The sequence below is a fragment of the Sphingopyxis granuli NBRC 100800 genome, from assembly GCF_001591045.1.
GTDB classification, from domain to species: domain Bacteria; phylum Pseudomonadota; class Alphaproteobacteria; order Sphingomonadales; family Sphingomonadaceae; genus Sphingopyxis; species Sphingopyxis granuli.
The window spans coordinates 1-17,507 of record NZ_BCUA01000082.1 but is presented as its reverse complement, the minus strand read 5'-3'; the positions used below and the strand labels follow the sequence as shown (position 1 = coordinate 17,507).

The window sequence follows — 17,507 nt, the reverse complement described above, 5'->3', positions numbered from 1 at the left end:
GATGGTGATGTCGGCGATGGCGTATTTGGCGGTGGAGCGCAGGATTGCCTGATCGGGAATGCCGAGCATTTCCATCTCGATCGGTGTGATGACGCGGCTTTCCACCTCCTCGGGTGTCATGCCCGGAGCCTTCAGTATGACCTTCACCTGCGTCTGGGCGATGTTCGGATAAGCATCGACGGGCAGCGTCATGAAGGCCCAGGTGCCCAGCCCGGCAACGGCCAGCGCCAGCGCGATGACGAGCAGACGCCAGGAGAGCGAGGCGGCGACCAGCGAACGCAACATGGCCCGGACCTATCGCGACAAAGCGAGCGCCTTGAGCGCGCTCGTGCCGGAAATGACCACCTGCTCGCCCGGCCTGACGCCCGAAAGCAGCACGGTCTGTCCCCCAGCGGAACCGCCCATCTTCACGTCGCGGACCGCGTATCCGTCACCAGTGGAAACGAAGACGATAGCCTTGTCCCCGATCATGGCGATCGCCTCGCTGGGCACGCTGACGGCGCCGGCCGGAGCCGGCCCGGACAGCGACAGGCTCGTCGCGCGCCCAGCGATGATGCCCGGCCCGGCGGGAATCTCGGCCTTGAGCATGGCGGAACGGGTGGCGGGGTCTACCGTCGAGCCGACGGCGGTGACGCGCCCGGCGATGCCGGGTTCGATCAATATGCTCATGCCCGGCCGTACCGTACCGACGAGCCGCTCGGGCAACTGGCCGACAGCCTCATAGCGATTGGCGGCGTCGATCACATAAGGCGCGGTAGTTCCGTCCACCGGAGAGCCCGCCTGGATGCCGGCGGTGGTGATGCGCCCGGCGATCGGCGCGGTCAGCGTATAGGTGCCCCTTGTGCCCGAGCCATTGACCATTTTAAGGATGCGCGCCTTTTCGCCAACATCCGCGCCCGCTTCGGCCGCCAGCGCATTGGCTTCATCGGCCCGCGCGCCCGCGATGATACCTTCGCGGGCAAGCTGCGAGAGCCGGGCCGCGTTCGACCGCGCAACGCTCGCCCGCGCATTGGCACGCGTCAGGTCAGCCCCCATCGTCAGCACGTCGCGGCTGGAAATAACCGCAAGCGGCTGGCCCTGCCGGACGGTATCGCCTTCAACCACCAGCGTCCGCATGACCACGCCGGGAAAGGTCGCGGCCACGGCCACGCGCGCATTGGCGGGCGGCTGAATCACCGCCGGAATGACGGCGATGGGGGCTTCGCTCGCGGTGACGGCGGGCGCCAGGCGGATACCAAGCTGAGCGGCCTGCTTGCGATCAACGGGCAGAACGCCCGGCGCCGCTTGCCCGGCTTCGGAAGATGAAGGGGTGGGTTCAGGCACCGTGCCGGACCCGGCAAGCCACCAGATCCCCAGCGCCAGCGCGATGACGGCAAGGCCGGCAAGGACATAGTTCCGCTTCGACATAGGCTTCGCCTAGAGCGCGAAACTGACGAAACCCTGACGGGTCGCAATGCTTGGCGCTTCAGGTGTCGGGGAAATGCAGAGACAATTCCCGCGCGGCAGGATCTGTGGTCAGCCGTGCGCCGTGCGCCGCCATGATCCGGTCGACGATCGCCAGGCCAAGCCCGGCGCCGCTGGTGCTGGCATGGTCCGCCCGGCTGTGCCGACGCACGAGCTCGCGAAGCCGATCGGGTGAGAGGCCCTCGCCGCCATCGCCCACCGCGATCACCGGATCCGGGCCAACCCGTATATTCACCGTGCCCCCCGGTGGCGTCACACGGACAGCATTCTCGATGAGATTCCGCAAGGCGGCGGCGATCGCTTCGCGCCGGCCCCGCGCCACTGGATGCGCGGTGCCTGCATCGAGCGTGATGGCTTTCCCTTCCGCGATGATGTCCGGGGCCAGGAAGCTGACGACATCGCGCGCGATCTCGACAAGGGACACGGATTCCAGCGGGAATTGCGCGGCGGCGGCGGCATCGACCTGGGCGAGCAGCATGAGCTGGTCGACCAGGCGGCGCATCGCGGCAACGTCATGCTTGAGGCGCGCGGCGTCGTCATGATCGAGCCGGTCGAATTCGAGCGACAGCACCGCGAGCGGCGTGCGCAGTTCATGGGCGACATCGGCGGCAAAGGCTTCCTGGCGCATGGCAGCGTCGTCGAGGCGGCCGAGCAGATCATTGACGGCATCCGTGAACGGCAGCGCTTCGGCTGGCAGATGGGACGTGTCTATGCGAAAGCCGCGTTCGTGCCCACGCGCTGCTTCGATCGCGGTTGCGGCTTCCTCAAGGGAGTCAAAAGCCTGTCGGATCACGCGCCGCACGACGAAGGCGACGGGCACCATCAGCACGACCAGTGGAAGCGCGACATGCTCCAGCATCTCGCGCACGGCATTGATCAGCGCATCCTGCGCCGTCAGATCGTCGAATGTCAAACTGTAGAAAAAGACGACCGCTGCAAGCAACAAGATGGTGCCGACAAGGCCGACGAGAGCAAGCCCTCGCGCAAGTTTGCGCGACACGGAGCGCCGATAGGTCACGCCGCGACATCCTTCAGCATATAGCCGACTCCGCGAATGGTGTGGAGCGCGCCGGTGGCGCCAGCCTCGTCCAACTTCCGGCGCAAGCGGGAGACCGCCGCTTCCACGGCATTGGGCGTCACCGGCTCGTTGAAATTGTAGAGCGCGTCCTCGATCGTCTCGCGGCGGACGACCGTGCCCGCCCGCCGCAGCAGCAGTTCCAAGAGGTCGGCCTCCCTGCGGGACAGATCTATGGCGCAGTCTCCGCGGTGCGCCGTGCGCGCCGCCGTGTCGAACCGCAGGCAGCCTGCTTCCAGCACAGGTTGCACGCGCGGGCCGGGGCGGCGGAGCAACGCGCGAATGCGCGCGGCCAGTTCGTCGATCTCGACGGGCTTGACGACATAATCGTCGGCGCCGGCGTCAAGCCCCGTGACCCGGTCCTCCAGCGCGCCACGCGCGGTCTGGATAATCGCGGGCGGCATTTGCCGATACTGGCGGCGGTTCGCCAGCCAAGTGACGCCATCGCCGTCCGGCAAGCCGAGATCGAGCACGATCGCGTCATAGACCGCGCCGCCCAGTGCGCTGTCCGCATCGGACAGGCTGGTGGCGATGTCGCACGAAAAGCCCCGGCGCTGAAGGCCGTCCGCAACCAGCTTCGCCAGCCGGTCGTTATCCTCTATGACAAGAATGCGCATCTATGTCGGCTTTCCTAGCACGATCCCGCCTCAATTCCCGTCCTGCGATCTGATCAGTCCCGCGACGGGATCGAAAGAGGCCGTCTCAATCCCGGTCATTATCCTCGCCTTGAACGGCTGTTCCACCTTCGATTTCATGCCCTTGCTTCGCCTCACCGTGCGATTGCGCACTGAACGCTGCGGAATCGTAGCGCAGGATGCCAAACACCGTCATCCCCATCACCATGGCGGCAAGCAGCACCGCGACGACGGCCGGTCGGCGGGCATCGTGGGCACCAGGGTGCAGAGCGGCGCTCTTGCGGCCGGTGACCATGGCGCGCGCGAGATTTTCGCGGGTGAAGACGGACATCAGTACCACCGCTGCGACATGAACGCCGATGAGTGCGAGCAGGCCATAGGCAATCGCCTCGTGAAGATCCTCGTCGGTCTGCCCCGCGTCGACCTGGATGCCGGTCCACAGCACCGCGCCGGTTACGATAAGCAACGCCAGAACGGCGAGCGCGCCCATCGGATTGTGCCCAATCGTCCGTTGTGGATGACCCGCCGCGAGTTCCCGGATGTGCGACAGGAGGCGGGACGGCCGCACGAAATTGGCGAAGCGCGCATGTTCGCCGCCGATAAACCCCCAGACAAGGCGAAAGGCAAGCAGCATGGCGGCGGTCCACCCTGCGGCCATGTGCCAGTCCGCGATGGGGCTGTCCCCTTCCGAGGACAAAAAGGCAATCGTGATGGCTGCGACCAGCAGCCAGTGGAAAAGCCTGAGCGGGGCATCCCAGACCCTGAAACTGTCGCTGCGGCTCGTTTTTGCCATGAACATCATTTGTCTCCTTGGCCTTTGCCATAAGAGCGATTGCTGACGGCGCGCTGACGAACGCGGGGCAGCGATCACGTCAGACAGCCGCTCCGAACAGGCCGCCCACGCCTGCCGTCAACGCCATCGCTAGAGCGCCCCAGAACGTGACGCGGACGATCGACCGCATGACCGGGGCGCCGCCCGCCTTCGCGCCAAGCGCCCCGAGCAAGACGAGGCACAGAAGCGAAACGGCGACGACGAGCGGTATCAGTTGCTGTCCCGGCGCGGCGGTGACCACCGCCAGCGGCATGATCGCCCCGGCGCTGAACGTCGCGGCGGATGTAAGTGCCGCCTGCAACGGCCGCGCCGTGGATATGTCGGAAATCCCCAGTTCGTCGCGGGCATGCGCCCCAAGCGCATCGTCCGCCATGAGCTGGTCGGCTACCTTGAACGCAAGATCGGGGTCCAGGCCGCGCGCCATATAGATATCCGCCAGTTCCTGCCGTTCGAATCCGGGCTGCGTGGTTAGTTCCGCCGTTTCGCGGGCGAGGTCCGCCTTCTCGGTATCGGCCTGCGAACTGACCGAGACATATTCGCCGGCGGCCATCGACATGGCGCCGGCGACAAGCGCCGCGATGCCGGCAACGAGGATGCCTGATCGATCCGTTCCCGAAGCAGCAACACCGACGATCAGGCTTCCAGTGGAAACGATACCGTCATTGGCGCCAAGGACGGCCGCGCGGAGCCAGCCGATACGCGATACCGCATGTCGTTCGGGATGGATGTGCAAGCGGGTCATGGGTTCTCCAGCCAAGGGTCGGCACAAGACCATGACCGCATTTGCTGACCAGTTCCTGACGCAATGCTGTTTCCGGCGCTAATTGAAATGGAAAGGCAGGACGAAATCGAGCTTTTCCGCATCGAGGCTTTCTGGCGGGCGCGGAAAGGGCGCCGCCAGGCGAACCGTGCGAAGGGCGAGCCGGTCAAGTTGTGTATTGCCGCTGGATTGCGCGAGCGAGAGTCCGCGCAAGGCGCCATCAGGACCGATGGAAAAATTAATCAGCGCCTCGCCTTCAAGATGGAGGCCCGCCGGGCGTCGGGCGGCAATCCATTCCCACAACCGTCGAAGATAGGCCGCACGCGCGGCGCTGAGCGTTGATGACGCAGTCTGCGGCGAAGCAGGTTGGGGAAGCGGCATGTCGACGTTCATGCGGGCAGGCAAAGGCGACGGTGCGACAGGTAGCGTCAAGGCAGCCTGATCGGAGGCGGGCCGATCGGGCGACGCCTGCGGCCCTTGCCCCGCGCGTGTCGCTGGAGTTGTATTGGGGGGCGTCAGCTGATTTGCCGGTCTGGGGGCGGCATTCGGTCGGCGGACAGGCGGTTGTTCGGTTTCGAGCGAAGGCAGCGCCATGACCGTGACCGTGAGGAGTTCCTCCCGCCTTTCGGGGACAAGACGCGGACTGTGACTCCATAGGCTATAGACCGCAAGAACACTCGCATGTAGCACAAGCGACACGAGGAACCCGAAAGCCCTCGTATCGCTCGCCTGGGTCAGCCGATATGCCGGACTAGCGGCCATGCCTCAGAATTTCGAAGTAAGGCCGATGTTGAAGGAGCGGCCTCGACCAGGCACCGGCCGCAAGTCGCCGGTCGCCTTGTAATCGCCGAGCGACATGCCGCCCAGTGGCAGATCATACCCCTTGTCGAACAGGTTCTGAACGTCCAGGCCCAGCCGGTACTTACCCCAAGAATAGCCGGTCCGAAGATTGACGAGCGCATAGTCGTCCGTTCGGGGCTCTTTGCGCGTGGCGTCGACCCGGTTCTTGTCCGCCACGACCGCCAGTTCGACCGCGCTCTCCCAGCCCCCGAGCCTATGCTCCAGCGCAAACGTCGCGTTGAACGGCATCTGATGATAGAGCGACCCGCCGTCGTCCAGATTACGCCCGCGCAGCCAGCTTGCCGTTGCGGTCAGTTTCGCCGTGCCAGCCGATGACGACTGCCATAGCGCAAGCGATCCCGAGACATCGACGCCATATAGCTCGGCTTCGCGGTTGGCGAACCGAAGCTGCACGAACCCCGTCGGCGTGCCCATCATATTGGTGAAATCGGCCAGTTTCACGACATCGATATAATCATGGACGCGCGTGTAATAGGGCGCGATCCTGAGCGTCCAGCCATTGGCGCCGGCGCCTTTCAGACTGACTGCGGCACTTATCGTATCGGCCCTTTCGGGCTTCAGGGCGGGATTGCCGACATAGCCGTTGCCATCACCGAACCAGCCGATCATCCGGCTCGACATCGAACCGCGTCCCCAGCTGTAGCGTTCATAGACGTTGGGTGAGCGGCTCTTGCGCGCATAGCCCAGTTCGAGCGTCGCCTGATCGCTCGGCGCATAGCGGACAAGGGCCGTGGCGCTCCAGTTGCTGTCATCCCGCTTGCGATCCGCGGCGTTGAACGCGGTGGCCGCCATCGCGTCAGCCATATTCATCATCGAGGTGGAATAGGGTTGGACCTCGCCGGTGTTCATCCAGACCTGATCGTTGCGGAGGCCGACCAAGGTGGTCAGTTGCGGCGTCCACTTGGCCTCCCATTCGGCAAAGGTGCCAAGCCGGTCACGCTTCGCACCGTTCACATTGATATAGGTATTCGGCCCCATCATCATGTGGCCCGCGACCGCCGGCCAGTAGTCATTGAGCCATTGGTGGTGGAATTCGCTCCCGAGACGCAGCGTGTCGCGATTGGACAGCATAATGTCGCCCTTGAGCGTATAGCCGGCGCTATGAACCTCGGTGTTCATGGGCATACCGTCGCGCGACATTCCTCTCGACCGCTTGCGCCTGTCGCAGTCCAATGTGCGGCGCGTGAAGGCAGGCGTATCGCTCGATACGCTGGCGGCGGACATCGCCCGCCGCGGATTGCTCCAGAGCCTCAACGTGCGGCCGCTGCTCGATGGCGAAGGGCAGGAAACGGGGCAGTTCGAAATTCCGGCCGGAGGCCGGCGCTTCCGCGCGCTCGAACTGCTGGTGAAGCAGAAAGGCGGCTCCCTTCAAGCGCAACGAGCGCATGATCGACGCCATGCCCGCCGGGCTCATCGTCTTCTCGGGCACCGGCATCCAGGACAATATCGTCGGCAAGGCGCGGGCGTTCGGCATCCCCGTGTGGGATTTCCGCATCCGCGAAGCGCCATGAGGTTTCGATCTGGACCCGACCATGCTTGCCATCGGGCGAGCTTGTGACCACAGAAGGAAGGAACGATGCGTACCGATCTCGATCATCTTCCGGCCAACAAGCAGCGCGAGCTCGAGCGCGTAAAGGCGATCATCTTCGAAGAATTCGAAGATGCCGTCGCGCTTTCGACGATGGGCTGGAAGAAAAAGGGCCGGATCGACAAGATCATCCTCTACGGCAGCTATGCCCGCGGCGGCTGGGTCGACGAGCCGCACACGGCGAAGGGCTATCGCTCGGACTTCGATTTGCTGATCATCGTCAACGACAAGCGCCTGACCGACAAGATCGACTTCTGGTCGAAACTCGAGGACCGCCTGACCCGCGAACTTGCGATCGACAAGACACTGCACACACCGGTGAATTTCATCGTTCACACCCTGCAGGAGGTGAACGACGGGCTGGCGCACGGGCGCTATTTCTTCATGGACGTCGCGCGCGACGGGATCGCGCTCTACGAATTTGACGATAAGGAATTGCACACGCCGAAGCCGAAGACGCCTGAGCAGGCGTTGGCGATGGCGAAGGAATATTTTGAGGAGTGGTTTCCGGCAGCGATGAAGCGCTTCGGCGGAGCGAAATATTATCGCGAACAAGGCCACTTCAAGGATGCTGCCTTTGACACCCATCAAGCCGTCGAGCGCCTGTATCATTGTGTCTTGCTGGTCTGCACCTTCTACACACCGCACGTTCACAATCTCGGCTTTTTGCGGACGCAAGCAGAGCGGATCGACATGCGGCTCGTGGATGCGTGGCCCCGCACGTTAAAGGCTGACCGTGCGCGCTTCGAGAAGCTGAAGGAGGCTTATGTGAAGGCCCGCTACTCGAAACATTATCGCATCAGCGAGGCGGACCTGCTGTGGCTCGCTGCGCATGTCGAGGAGCTCGGCCGCGCGGTGCATGCGATCTGTTCCGAGCGCATCGCCGAACTGGAGGCCCGTATTCCGACGGCCTGATGTGGAGTGGCTACCCTTGGCAGGGCCTTGGGGACGCTCCTTCCTTCGTTCGCGTGACGCCGGGGTGGAAGGGTCCTATTTCGTGTTGCGCTGCAACGCTTGTTATTGATTTGTTCGCTTGTCTATCCTATGTGGGCATCAATCGCACCCGCCCGGCCTCTGTCCGCAAGGATATGCACACTGGGCGGGTCTTTTATTTTGGGCGCCATTGACGCATGACGACGGTCAATGTCACGCGCCTATTCCAAACCGACTCTCACCTACACGCAGCAAATCGCTCACCTCCGGGCAAATGGCATGATCGTTGCCGACGAGCCGGCGGCCGAGGCGTGGCTCCGCCATGTGAGCTACTACCGGCTGAGCGCCTACTGGCTCTATTTCGAACATCCGAAGGGACAGGTGGGGCCGCGCTTCCTTCCGGGCACGACATTCGAACGCGTCACCGCCCTCTATGATTTCGATCGGCTACTCCGGCGCCTCTTGATGCGCGGCACCGAGCATGTCGAAGTGGCATTGCGCGGAAGCTGGGCTTATCATCTGGCTGGGCTTGGCGATGGACACAGCTATCTCGACGCCAGTCTTTATAGCGACCGCACCGACTATCACCTTCGCCTCTCGAAACTGGCTGGCGAAGTGGGGCGTTCGAACGAGACCTATATCAAGCATTATCGGCAAAACTACGATCTGCCAGCATTGCCGCCGGTCTGGATGGTCGCAGAAATGATGTCCTTCGGTCACCTTTCGCGCTGGTATTCGAGCCTCGCAGACCGCGCTCTTCGAACGCGCATCGCCGCGCCCCTTGGTCTTCCGGAGACCGTTCTCGTGCCCTTGGTCCGCCATGTGACCGACATCCGTAATATCTGCGCGCATCACGGCCGGCTGTGGAACCGGGGCTTCCTTACGCCTCCGAAGCTCGCGCAAAAGCCCAAATCCCTACAGGCGACCATCGACCAGAATGCCACTCAGGCACCGGCGAAGCTTTACAACGGCATCTGCATGATCGGCCACGTCATCAATACCGTGGCGCCGGACTCGACCTGGCTTGCCGATGTGGCGGCGCACATCGCGACCCATCCCGAGGGCGATATACGATCGATGGGTTTTCCCGCGAACTGGCTGCAGCGGCCACTTTGGCAAGTTTGATGGGCAAGACGACTGGTCGGCTTTGCGCCTGTTGTCGGCCATTCCTGCCGCGATGTGCCAATGCCCGGAAGCGGTCATTCGACTGACACTCAGACTACAGCTACTCTGCGCCCGATGCAGGTCGTTCCGGCGACGATCTCCCCAACCGTCTAAGCGACCATTCGACGAAGGGCAGATCGGGATCTCCGCATGCTCATTGCTGCGTTGACCTCTTCTCAGATGCAGGCGCCATAGGTCACCTTGTTGTCGAAGCCATAATACCAGTATCGCTTGCCCTGTTTGCCGTTGCTCGCCGTGCAGCGGCTGTAGCCTGAACGGGCGCCGGTCGCTCCCGGATTGGTATAGGAACTACTACTATTATCGGCTGCCGGGCGCGCCGGTGAAGGAGTGGCCGCCAGCCCGGACCGCCGCGTCATTTCATTGCGCGCCGACTGCGCCGCGGAACTGTTGCCGAGCATTCGCGCGATGGCCGGCAGATCCTGTTGGCGCACGTAGGTCATCTTGCCTGCCGCCGCGACCCGGCCGACCGCATATTCGATGACGGCGGGCGCCCGCGATTCTTCGAGTGCGTGGATCACCGCTCCGCCCCAATTCCCCTGGTCGATGCCATTGTCGACATAGAGCATGTGAACGGCGCTCGCCGCGCCATAGCGCACGGCCCGCTCCTTCATCTTCCGCGCGCGCGGGACTTCACTGCACGCCTTGGTCGTCCCCAGCCGGCAGGCCCGGTCGAAGGCAAGCAGATAGTCGTCGGCATATTGGCCGAGCGCCGGGTCGGGCAGTTCCTGCACGGCGATCATCAGGTTGAAGCATCCGGCCAGCATATCGCCCTCGCACGCCTTGTGGCCGAACGGGATGGACGCGACGAGGTTGCGCGCGGGCGAGGCCTTGTGCGTCAGCAGTTGCGACATCGCGTGGCACGACCGCGCGTCGCCCAAGGCGCAACCGCGTTTGCCGGGGATCGCCACCGCTGCCCAATCGGTATAAGGCGGCAAGCCTTCCGCCAGGCCGCTCGCGACGAGCGCGACATCGCCGCACATGGGGGCTCCGGTCGGCGTTTGGCATGCTGCGGTCGAAATTTCGACAAATCGGGGCAAGTTGAACGTCGGCTTGGCTTTCTCCACCAACAGCTTTGTCACCAGCATGCAACTGTCTTTGTCGCCGCCGCGGCACAACGGCTCGGCGATCCGAAGCGATCCGACATAATCGCTGCGCTCGAAAAGGGTCTGCGCCTGGCCGATGTCCTGAGCTTGGGTCGGCTGGGGCAGGCAAGCCAGAAGAGCCAGAAAGGAAAATGGGCTGGTCAATCGCATTTCGTTCTCCATCTTTACCGGGGCCGTCGTGAGCCTGAGCGTTGCAGGCCTTGTCGATCATTCGAACTTGTCGCGATGCCCGCGCTTGATCAGATCCGCCATTTCCGGCGTTAGCTTTCGCATCGCCTCGGCTTTCTTTTCATAAGCATAGGCGCTGGGCACTTCGACACGCCCGTTCGTGGTCCCGCGGCCGGCGCGGTACATTGCCGCGGCCTGCACCGCCCCGTCGAGTTCGCCATGGTCGGCGGCGCGCTTGAACATTTCCAGCGCCAGCGCCTCATTCTTCGTCACGCCGCGGCCGTCGCGCAGCGCATAGCCCGCCGACAGTTCGGCGGGGCCGTATCCCTTGAGCGCGGCCTTCGCGATATATTCGAAACCGCGCGCGTGATCGGCGGGGAGCTTGCGGCCGGACAACAGTTCAAAGCCCAGATCGTTGGCGGCGAGCACGCTGCCGTTGGTCACCGCGCGGTCCATGTAGAAGATATATTTGTCATAATCGCGTAGCACTGCGCCGCCGCCGTCATTCCTGCCGGTGAAATAGAGCGAGGCGAGCTTGCGGCTGGCCAGATTGTCGCCGCGTCCCGACAATTCGGTCAAGATCGCGATCGCCTTTGCGGTGTTACGGGGGAGCAGATAGTCGCCCGCAAGCGATCGCCACTGGGGTTCTTGTTCCTTGGTTATGCCGATCCCGGCTTTCCACGGATATTGCACCCCGGTCAGATAGTTCGCGGCCAGCATATGGGCTGCGGCATCGCCCGGTCGCAGCCGGACGGGTGTGGCATATTCGATGGCCTTGGCCAAAACTCCGGTCTTTTCCGTCCGATAGGCGATCGAAACTTCGCCCGGACCCTTGTCGAACAGTCCGGCGGCCTTAAGTTTCGGGAAATCAAATTTCAGTTCGCCCTTGTCCTCGCAGAAACTGCAATAATTCGGGTCGAGCGCGATCCGCAGATAGCCGACCACGGCTTCGCGATTGCGGAGTGCGGCGCCCTTTTCATAATAGGATAGCGCCTCGCCGCGATCGCGCGCGCGGAACATCTTCCAGCTGTCATCGGGCGATTCCGCGATTTCCCCCACGCGCGCGAAGGCGAGGCCTTCATTCTGTTCCATCGCGAGCGAGTAATATTTCAGCATCTGCTGCTGGATCTTTTCGCGCGACCAGGATTCGCCGAGCAGATCGGCGCGCATCTTGTCGCCGAACGCAACCTGCGCCGAGGCACTGCCACCGTCGGCGCGCGCTTTGAGTGCCTGGACTTCGGGATTGGCGAACCAGGCTTTCACCCGCGCCTCGGATGCGGCGAGCGCTTCCTTGGATTCCGCGGCGAGGCCGCCCGCCAGATCGTCGAGACCGCCGCTTTGGGCATGGGCCGGTCCAGCGAGCGTCGTCAGCGCCAGAAGCAGGCCGAGGGCCGGGGAGGTGGAAGGAAAGGACATGCTCATGCTCCGGATTGGGCTGGAGTGTTGGTGAGGGTACAGGCTTGCTTGTGGCCAAGCTGGCAAGCCTTGCGATGCGCGGTCGCGGCCGCATCGGGATCGCGGATATGGTCCGGCCCCTTGGTCAGCAGTTCGCCCAGATTGAAACAGCCGCTGTGGCTGTCGAGCGCGCAGGCTTTGCGCAGCAATGTCCCCGCTTGCGCGAAATCCGCCGGGCCGTTCATGCCGTTCATCAGCATGACGCCCATATTGTCGCACGCATTTCCGGCGCCGACGGTGCAGGCGGCGTCGAGCAGCGTGGCCGCGCGCCGAAGGTCGCTTGGTCCCGCTTCGCCCACCATCAGCATATAGCCAAAGTTGGTGCAGCCATCGACGCTGCCGGCGGTGCAGGCGGCGTCAAAGATTCCGCGCGCCGAGGGCAGGTCACGGGGGCCGCCTTCGCCAAATTTCAGCATCACCGCGTGGTTGTTGCAGGAAACGGCGATGTTGCCGTCGCACCCCTTCGCGAACAGGGTGCGCGCTTCGGCGACCTCCCCCATGTCCGCCGCCTCGTAATAGAAGAGCAGGCCCAGATTATAGCAGGCATTGGCATATCCGCCATCGCAGGCGCGCCGGTAATTGCGTACCGCCGATTCCCTGTCGGCCGGTCCCCCGATGCCCTTTTCCAGCATCGCGGCCAGGAAGTTGCAGCCTTCGTCGCTTCGCTCCGCGCAGGCTTTGGCCGCGAAACGGCGGGCGGTCAGGTCATCCTTGATCAGTTTCTTGCCCTCATACAGCCTGATCGCCTGCTTCAGGCACGACGCGGCATCACGGTCGACCTCGCAGGCCTCAACCAGATCAACGACCTCGGCGGGCGGGGGTGTGTCTGCCGCAAGCAAGGGCAAGGGCGCCATCGCGCAGGCCAGCGCGAGCAAAATGCATGATCGGATCGTCATCGTTCGATGTCCCTTGTCATCTTCAATCGATCGGGCGCGGGACCGTGGCCCAGGCGATCGCCTCGCGGAGGTGACCCAGCGTGAACTTCACTGCCTTTGGGGACACTCCGCCACCTTGGAAAAGCAGCCATTTTCCTTCGTCATTCTGCCAGGCAATCTGGACAGCCGCCGTATCCGGCTTGCCGTTCAGCGTGGCGAGCGACGTCTTTTCGAATTGGAAACGCGACGAACCCATGCCTTGCGACCCGTCACCCGCCAGTTTCGAAAAGGGGATGACGGCGCCATCGTCCAGCCGCAACTGGACGGCAGGGGCATTGCCTTTCAGCTTGATGGTCCAGCGCCCCTTCTGGCTGAACCGAAGGTCGCCCTGCGGATCGCGGAACAGCCCCGGATTGGTCAGGCTGATGAAGGCCGTATCGGCATCGCCGCGTTCGACCAACCGATAGACGTTGATCCCGTCGCGCCCGAATGACCCCGTGAAGATGCCCCGCCGCAGACGCCACGGCCCCATTTCCTTCGCGACGACAATGGACCGATACTTGGCGGCGAGCGACGAACCGGGGCTTTTCACCGTGGCATTGCCGCCCGTCACCCGCGCATGATCCTCCACATGCCACAGAAAGTCGAAGCCAGCCTGCAGGAAGCGCGATTCCTTTGCGTCGCGCGCGCAATCCGCATCGACGAGCCCCGCAAACATCTTTTGCATCGACTCGAACGACGCGCGGTCCGTGACGAGGTGATGGCGCGCCGCCATTTCGGCGACGATGGTCCAATCGGCGCGGGGAAGCTTATCGGCCAGCCCGACACGGCATTCGCCCGGATCGCCGCTCATTGCCGCCGGCGCCGCCTCTATGGCATGAACGATCAACCGGGCGGTGTTGATGAGGTTCCATTGCTGGCCGTGCGCCTGCTGCGACAGGCATCCCTTTGCCCATTCCTTCTCTGCTTTCGGTGCGTGGTTGAGCGAGGTGAACACCTCTTTCTTGGTTGCGCGCGACAGGTCGCCGGACAAGGCGTCGCGCAGCACGATCAGGGCGCGATACTCACCGGCATCGAGCAGGTCGCAGCGTTCGTTGGCTCCCAGTGCATAGGTGGCGAAGCCATAATATTGCGCCATCGAGCGCAGTTTTTCCTCATTGTTCTGCGCCTGTGCGCCCGTGGATGCCACCAGCGTGGCGGCAGCAGCGAGAACGACCGGAATGCGCGACAGGAGTTTGCGAATTTTCATGGAACTGGCTGTCCGCCTTTCAAACCGGTGAAGTGGGGGTAGAAGCGCCCGCGCTGCAGGCGCCGGCGCTGCCCAGTCGGCAGGCACGCTGGCGCAGCGCGCCGGGGCTTTGGTCGGGGCGCATCGGCGCCTCGCCGCCTTCGACGATGGTCGCCAGCGTTTCGCAAGCCTTGGCCCAGCCAAGATCACAGGCATGAGCGACCAGTTCGACCGCGCGCTTCTGATTGACGGGGCCGCCGACACCTTTTTTGTGCATCACGGCGAAGGCGAAACAGGCCTGCGCTACCGCGCCGTCGCAGCCCGCGCGCAGGAAGCGGCGCGCCGCGCTATCGTCGCGCGCGGCAATCGGGCCGTTCGAGTAAAACAGCCCCAAATTGGCGCAAGCGATGCCGACGCGATCGGCGCACGCCTGTTCGAGCGTTGCCAGCGCGCCGGTCGCCTGCTTTGGGTCGCCGCCGCTCAGCAGGACGTCGAGCAGTGCGGCGCAGCCGTCGGCGCGGGCGGAACGGCAATGGGCGGACGCTTGATCGGCGGGCTGGATACCATCGTCCGTGGGCGCCGTCGTCGGCAGGCAGCCAGGTCGGGCTTCACGCGCGCAGACCTTGGCAGCATAGCGATGGACGGCGTCCATGTCCGCGCCACCGCGCTCCTCGGCGCGCAACAAGGCTGCACCGTCGTGGCACGCGCCACGGTCCGGCGCGGCGCGGCAATCTTCGCCCATCTGCGACAGCGCGATCGCGACAAAGCCTTCCTTGCCCGTCGCGCGGGCGGAGGTCTTCGCCAATGCCGCTCCCATTTTTGCGCAGGCAAAATCGCTTCCCGCGAGGCACCCCGCCGCCAGATCGCGCGCCGTGTCCATCAGCGCCTCGGCACCTTCCGCGCGGTCCAGCTTGGCGAGCCCCGCCATGGTGCACGACGGCGCCAGCCCCATTTCGCAAGCACGCGCGAAACCGTCGATGGCCAGCGTCATGTCGCCCCGCCGTTCCGCCGCCAAGGAGAATTGGTGCAACGCGAACGGATCGGCCACCTCTTCGGCTGCCGCCGGGGCCATCATGACGCCTGATATGAGCAGCGTAACCGCCGCGACCAGCCATACGCTGATATCGCGTCGATCCGATAATGCCTTCCGCCAATGAAACCCCGCGCCCGTGGCTGTCCGCTTGTGCCGATCAAAAATGATTGGGCTTCCCCCTGAAATTTCCCACCGTTTCAAAGCCATCGATAGCTGCGCTCGGCTTCCGAACGCTTGGCGAAACCCGACAGTGCAGCCGCTGGGTGGCGATCGCCTTGATGTCTGGCGGCGGTGCCCCTGCCCCGAAGGGACCGAAACACCGCCGGCTGACGACCGTGGGTCGCAGATCGCCGTCAGCGATTGCCGTTAGAGCCGAAACCCGCGTGCGCTTCATCCTCCAGATGGAGGAAAGGGAGCGATTTTTCGATCAGTTCGGGGTGGTTGCGCCGATCCGGGCGAGCAGCCCGGCCAGGTCGGATTGCCGCGATGCACCCGTCTTTTCGAGCACGCTGCGGATCTGGCTGCGCACTGTACTGATGGCGACGCTGCCCGACGCGGCGATTGCTTCGGGCGTGTCGCCGCGCGCGATGCCGCTGGCCACGCGCGCTTCCGAAGGGGTCAGGTCGAAAAGCGATTTCATCAGCGTTGCCGACGGCACACGATCCGACACGACCGGCACCAGCAGCAGCAAGGCATAGGAATCGCCGAAAACATCGTGTGCGCCGCGCCGGATCGGGATCAGATGCGCAACCTGTTGCGGGTCTCCCGCCGCGTCGCGCACCGGAAACGAGCGTGCGCTGGCTTCGGGCGCCGCGGTCAGGGATGCGAGCGCGTCGTCGAGCAGGGCATCGGCCTGCCGATCCGCCAAACGCAGGCGGCCGTGGGCGCCCCAAATGACAAGCGAGGACACATCGGTGCCGAGCGGGCTGACCTCGACCATTTCGCCCCCGGCGCGCAGCAGAAAGGCCGGCAGTTGCAGCGCGGCCAGCGCCTCGGCGGCGCCCTGCGCGCGCTTGTGCTGCATCCGCGCGCTGACGAGCGCGCTGCGCGCCAGATGCGGGCGCAGCATGTTGAGTCGTGCCACGCTGTCCGCCGCCACCGGGCCGTCCGAAAAGGCGCGCTCGACGCTGAAAACGATATTGTCGCCGGTCGACACCTGAACCCCGGTCCCCGCCGACCATCCCAGCCCGCGCGGTCGAAAGAAATCGCGATAGACCGGATCTGCATCGATTTCCTCGTCGCTCCAGAAATCATGCTCGACGAAAAAGGACGGCTCCTCGCGGCCCATCAGGCAGACGCGCCGGCTGCATTTACCGAACCATCCTTCCTCGACATAAGCGGCAAAGATGTCGGCAACACGGTCGGAGGCGGTCCAATTCAGCGCCTTGCGCGCCGAAAAGAGAAGGCCACCTGCCGATCCCGCGAGCGCCGCCACCTCGTCGAGAACCCCTGGCCAAGCCTCGGGCACCACCGAGCATTCGTAAATCCGATCGACGAGTCCGTCCTGCATTGATCCCCCTCACGCTAACGATTCATTTTCGCTACCTTCGACCAAATGGCAAGACTACGGATCGTTTACGGACCTTGATTGATCGCCCGGCGAAAGCAGCGCGAACGGCCTTTTTCTGGAGCATTGTGCGACAAGCGGACGATCCGCTACCGTTGAGAGTTTCAGACGCCGCGAGGCGTCAGAAAGTCTTCGATGCCCGAACCGCGGGGTTCCTGGGCTGAGCTATGGGGAAAGCGGTTTTGCGCGCGGCCCGGTGCGGCTGACGGTTGCCGAAAAGCAGGCGCATCTGAGAAGGGACCGTCTGGATATGGGCCGCGAAAGCGGACGCTGAAAAGCGGACGGGCGGATTTTGGGCGTGCGATGTCCGCTTATGGGCAGCACCTGCGCGAGCGGGTCTGCTTCCAGGCGCGGGTGTGCCCTGAATAAAGAAGGCGATGGGCCGTGCCGGGTCACGGTGCGTGTCTCCCGGATGGGAGCGCTGTGGGCGGCGGCGCGCGGGGCTGATATCGGCGCTCGAAGACCTCGATGATGATCATCGTGCCGCCGCAGCACGGGCAGGTTGGCTGGGGCTGGGGCTCGTCGGTCGGTTCCTCGGTCGGGGAAGGCGCGACATCGAGGAGGCGGCGGGCGCGTTCGAGATGATCCTTGCGCCTGGCGCTGGCGAGCAGGCCATAGTGGCGGATGCGGTGGAACCCGCGCGGCAGGGCGTGGAGGAGAAAGCGGCGGATGAACTCGTCGGCGGCGAGCGTCATGACCTGCTGCCGTCCCGCACCGGACTTGCGATAATCCTTGTAACGGAAGT

General features: G+C 64.2%; 18 protein-coding genes and 1 pseudogene. 4 read left to right on the top strand and 15 right to left on the bottom strand.

Annotated elements, in window-relative coordinates:
• The 8 genes from SGR02S_RS15810 to SGR02S_RS15775 all read right to left on the bottom strand — a co-directional run.
• A partial coding sequence (locus SGR02S_RS15810; RefSeq protein ID WP_156483105.1) for an efflux RND transporter permease subunit occupies window positions 1-285 on the bottom strand: 285 nt, incomplete at its 3' end.
• A gap of 9 nt (window positions 286-294) precedes the next feature.
• A complete protein-coding gene (locus SGR02S_RS15805) occupies window positions 295-1,407 on the bottom strand; it encodes an efflux RND transporter periplasmic adaptor subunit (RefSeq protein WP_067112005.1) in 1,113 nt (370 codons plus the stop codon).
• 58 nt (window positions 1,408-1,465) lie between these two features.
• Window positions 1,466-2,482, bottom strand: coding sequence for a sensor histidine kinase (locus tag SGR02S_RS15800; RefSeq protein WP_067112003.1), 1,017 nt, complete (start codon window positions 2,480-2,482; stop codon window positions 1,466-1,468).
• Complete coding sequence (locus SGR02S_RS15795; protein ID WP_067112000.1) at window positions 2,479-3,156, bottom strand: response regulator; 678 nt, start codon at window positions 3,154-3,156, stop codon at window positions 2,479-2,481. The genes SGR02S_RS15800 and SGR02S_RS15795 overlap by 4 nt, the downstream gene beginning before the upstream one ends.
• 85 nt (window positions 3,157-3,241) lie before the next feature.
• Entirely contained in the window at window positions 3,242-3,976 is a 735-nt protein-coding gene (locus tag SGR02S_RS15790) for a cytochrome b/b6 domain-containing protein (protein WP_156483104.1), read from the bottom strand.
• Window positions 3,977-4,046: 70 nt separating this feature from the next.
• Window positions 4,047-4,748: a VIT1/CCC1 transporter family protein gene (locus SGR02S_RS15785; protein WP_067111996.1), complete on the bottom strand. Its 702-nt coding sequence runs from the start codon at window positions 4,746-4,748 to the stop codon at window positions 4,047-4,049.
• Between the two features lie 78 nt (window positions 4,749-4,826).
• Window positions 4,827-5,159 carry an energy transducer TonB family protein gene (locus tag SGR02S_RS20420; protein ID WP_255211503.1) on the bottom strand — a complete coding sequence of 111 codons (333 nt, stop codon included), beginning with the start codon at window positions 5,157-5,159 and terminating at the stop codon, window positions 4,827-4,829.
• Window positions 5,160-5,531: 372 nt separating this feature from the next.
• Window positions 5,532-6,746 (bottom strand): TonB-dependent receptor, encoded by a 1,215-nt coding sequence (locus SGR02S_RS15775; RefSeq protein ID WP_255211502.1) that lies wholly within the window; start codon window positions 6,744-6,746, stop codon window positions 5,532-5,534.
• Here SGR02S_RS15775 and SGR02S_RS19740 point away from each other — a divergent pair.
• The 4 genes and pseudogenes from SGR02S_RS19740 to SGR02S_RS15765 all read left to right on the top strand — a co-directional run.
• Window positions 6,745-6,984, top strand: a pseudogene (locus SGR02S_RS19740) (ParB/RepB/Spo0J family partition protein); the annotation flags it as partial. The gene SGR02S_RS15775 and the pseudogene SGR02S_RS19740 overlap by 2 nt on opposite strands.
• Window positions 6,985-7,012: 28 nt before the next feature.
• The gene (locus SGR02S_RS20620; RefSeq protein ID WP_255211504.1) at window positions 7,013-7,138 is read left to right on the top strand and encodes a hypothetical protein; all 126 of its coding nucleotides are present in this window, start codon (window positions 7,013-7,015) and stop codon (window positions 7,136-7,138) included.
• 65 nt (window positions 7,139-7,203) lie between these two features.
• A complete protein-coding gene (locus SGR02S_RS15770; protein ID WP_067111991.1) occupies window positions 7,204-8,130 on the top strand; it encodes a nucleotidyltransferase and HEPN domain-containing protein in 927 nt (308 codons plus the stop codon).
• A gap of 297 nt (window positions 8,131-8,427) precedes the next feature.
• The gene (locus SGR02S_RS15765; protein ID WP_255211501.1) at window positions 8,428-9,273 is read left to right on the top strand and encodes an Abi family protein; all 846 of its coding nucleotides are present in this window, start codon (window positions 8,428-8,430) and stop codon (window positions 9,271-9,273) included.
• Between the two features lie 215 nt (window positions 9,274-9,488).
• Here the strand turns inward: SGR02S_RS15765 and SGR02S_RS15760 are convergent, their stop codons facing one another.
• From SGR02S_RS15760 to SGR02S_RS15730, 7 genes are all read right to left on the bottom strand, one after another.
• Entirely contained in the window at window positions 9,489-10,313 is an 825-nt protein-coding gene (locus SGR02S_RS15760; RefSeq protein WP_156483102.1) for a hypothetical protein, read from the bottom strand.
• A gap of 330 nt (window positions 10,314-10,643) precedes the next feature.
• The gene (locus SGR02S_RS15755) at window positions 10,644-12,020 is read right to left on the bottom strand and encodes a tetratricopeptide repeat protein (protein ID WP_067111983.1); all 1,377 of its coding nucleotides are present in this window, start codon (window positions 12,018-12,020) and stop codon (window positions 10,644-10,646) included.
• Window positions 12,021-12,022: 2 nt separating this feature from the next.
• Window positions 12,023-12,955 carry a tetratricopeptide repeat protein gene (locus tag SGR02S_RS15750; protein WP_067111980.1) on the bottom strand — a complete coding sequence of 311 codons (933 nt, stop codon included), beginning with the start codon at window positions 12,953-12,955 and terminating at the stop codon, window positions 12,023-12,025.
• A 22-nt stretch (window positions 12,956-12,977) separates the two neighbouring features.
• Window positions 12,978-14,183, bottom strand: a complete 1,206-nt coding sequence (locus SGR02S_RS15745) for a hypothetical protein (protein ID WP_067111977.1) — start codon at window positions 14,181-14,183, stop codon at window positions 12,978-12,980.
• A 19-nt stretch (window positions 14,184-14,202) separates the two neighbouring features.
• On the bottom strand, window positions 14,203-15,234 hold the full coding sequence (locus SGR02S_RS15740) for a tetratricopeptide repeat protein (RefSeq protein ID WP_169799700.1): 1,032 nt from the start codon (window positions 15,232-15,234) through the stop codon (window positions 14,203-14,205).
• Between the two features lie 388 nt (window positions 15,235-15,622).
• On the bottom strand, window positions 15,623-16,705 hold the full coding sequence (locus SGR02S_RS15735; protein ID WP_067111971.1) for a helix-turn-helix transcriptional regulator: 1,083 nt from the start codon (window positions 16,703-16,705) through the stop codon (window positions 15,623-15,625).
• Between the two features lie 449 nt (window positions 16,706-17,154).
• A partial coding sequence (locus tag SGR02S_RS15730; protein WP_174521669.1) for a transposase occupies window positions 17,155-17,507 on the bottom strand: 353 nt, incomplete at its 5' end.

Coding starts and splice junctions, on each gene's coding strand:
- SGR02S_RS15745 (WP_067111977.1), bottom strand. CDS start 14,183: ATGAAAATTCGCAAACTCCTGTCGCGCATTCCGGTCGTTCTCGCTGCT.
- SGR02S_RS15795 (WP_067112000.1), bottom strand. CDS start 3,156: ATGCGCATTCTTGTCATAGAGGATAACGACCGGCTGGCGAAGCTGGTT.
- SGR02S_RS15750 (WP_067111980.1), bottom strand. CDS start 12,955: ATGACGATCCGATCATGCATTTTGCTCGCGCTGGCCTGCGCGATGGCG.
- SGR02S_RS15790 (WP_156483104.1), bottom strand. CDS start 3,976: ATGATGTTCATGGCAAAAACGAGCCGCAGCGACAGTTTCAGGGTCTGG.
- SGR02S_RS15805 (WP_067112005.1), bottom strand. CDS start 1,407: ATGTCGAAGCGGAACTATGTCCTTGCCGGCCTTGCCGTCATCGCGCTG.
- SGR02S_RS15760 (WP_156483102.1), bottom strand. CDS start 10,313: ATGTGCGGCGATGTCGCGCTCGTCGCGAGCGGCCTGGCGGAAGGCTTG.
- SGR02S_RS20420 (WP_255211503.1), bottom strand. CDS start 5,159: ATGAACGTCGACATGCCGCTTCCCCAACCTGCTTCGCCGCAGACTGCG.
- SGR02S_RS15765 (WP_255211501.1), top strand. CDS start 8,428: ATGATCGTTGCCGACGAGCCGGCGGCCGAGGCGTGGCTCCGCCATGTG.
- SGR02S_RS15775 (WP_255211502.1), bottom strand. CDS start 6,746: ATGAACACCGAGGTTCATAGCGCCGGCTATACGCTCAAGGGCGACATT.
- SGR02S_RS15735 (WP_067111971.1), bottom strand. CDS start 16,705: ATGCAGGACGGACTCGTCGATCGGATTTACGAATGCTCGGTGGTGCCC.
- SGR02S_RS20620 (WP_255211504.1), top strand. CDS start 7,013: ATGATCGACGCCATGCCCGCCGGGCTCATCGTCTTCTCGGGCACCGGC.
- SGR02S_RS15785 (WP_067111996.1), bottom strand. CDS start 4,748: ATGACCCGCTTGCACATCCATCCCGAACGACATGCGGTATCGCGTATC.
- SGR02S_RS15740 (WP_169799700.1), bottom strand. CDS start 15,234: ATGGCCCCGGCGGCAGCCGAAGAGGTGGCCGATCCGTTCGCGTTGCAC.
- SGR02S_RS15770 (WP_067111991.1), top strand. CDS start 7,204: ATGCGTACCGATCTCGATCATCTTCCGGCCAACAAGCAGCGCGAGCTC.
- SGR02S_RS15755 (WP_067111983.1), bottom strand. CDS start 12,020: ATGTCCTTTCCTTCCACCTCCCCGGCCCTCGGCCTGCTTCTGGCGCTG.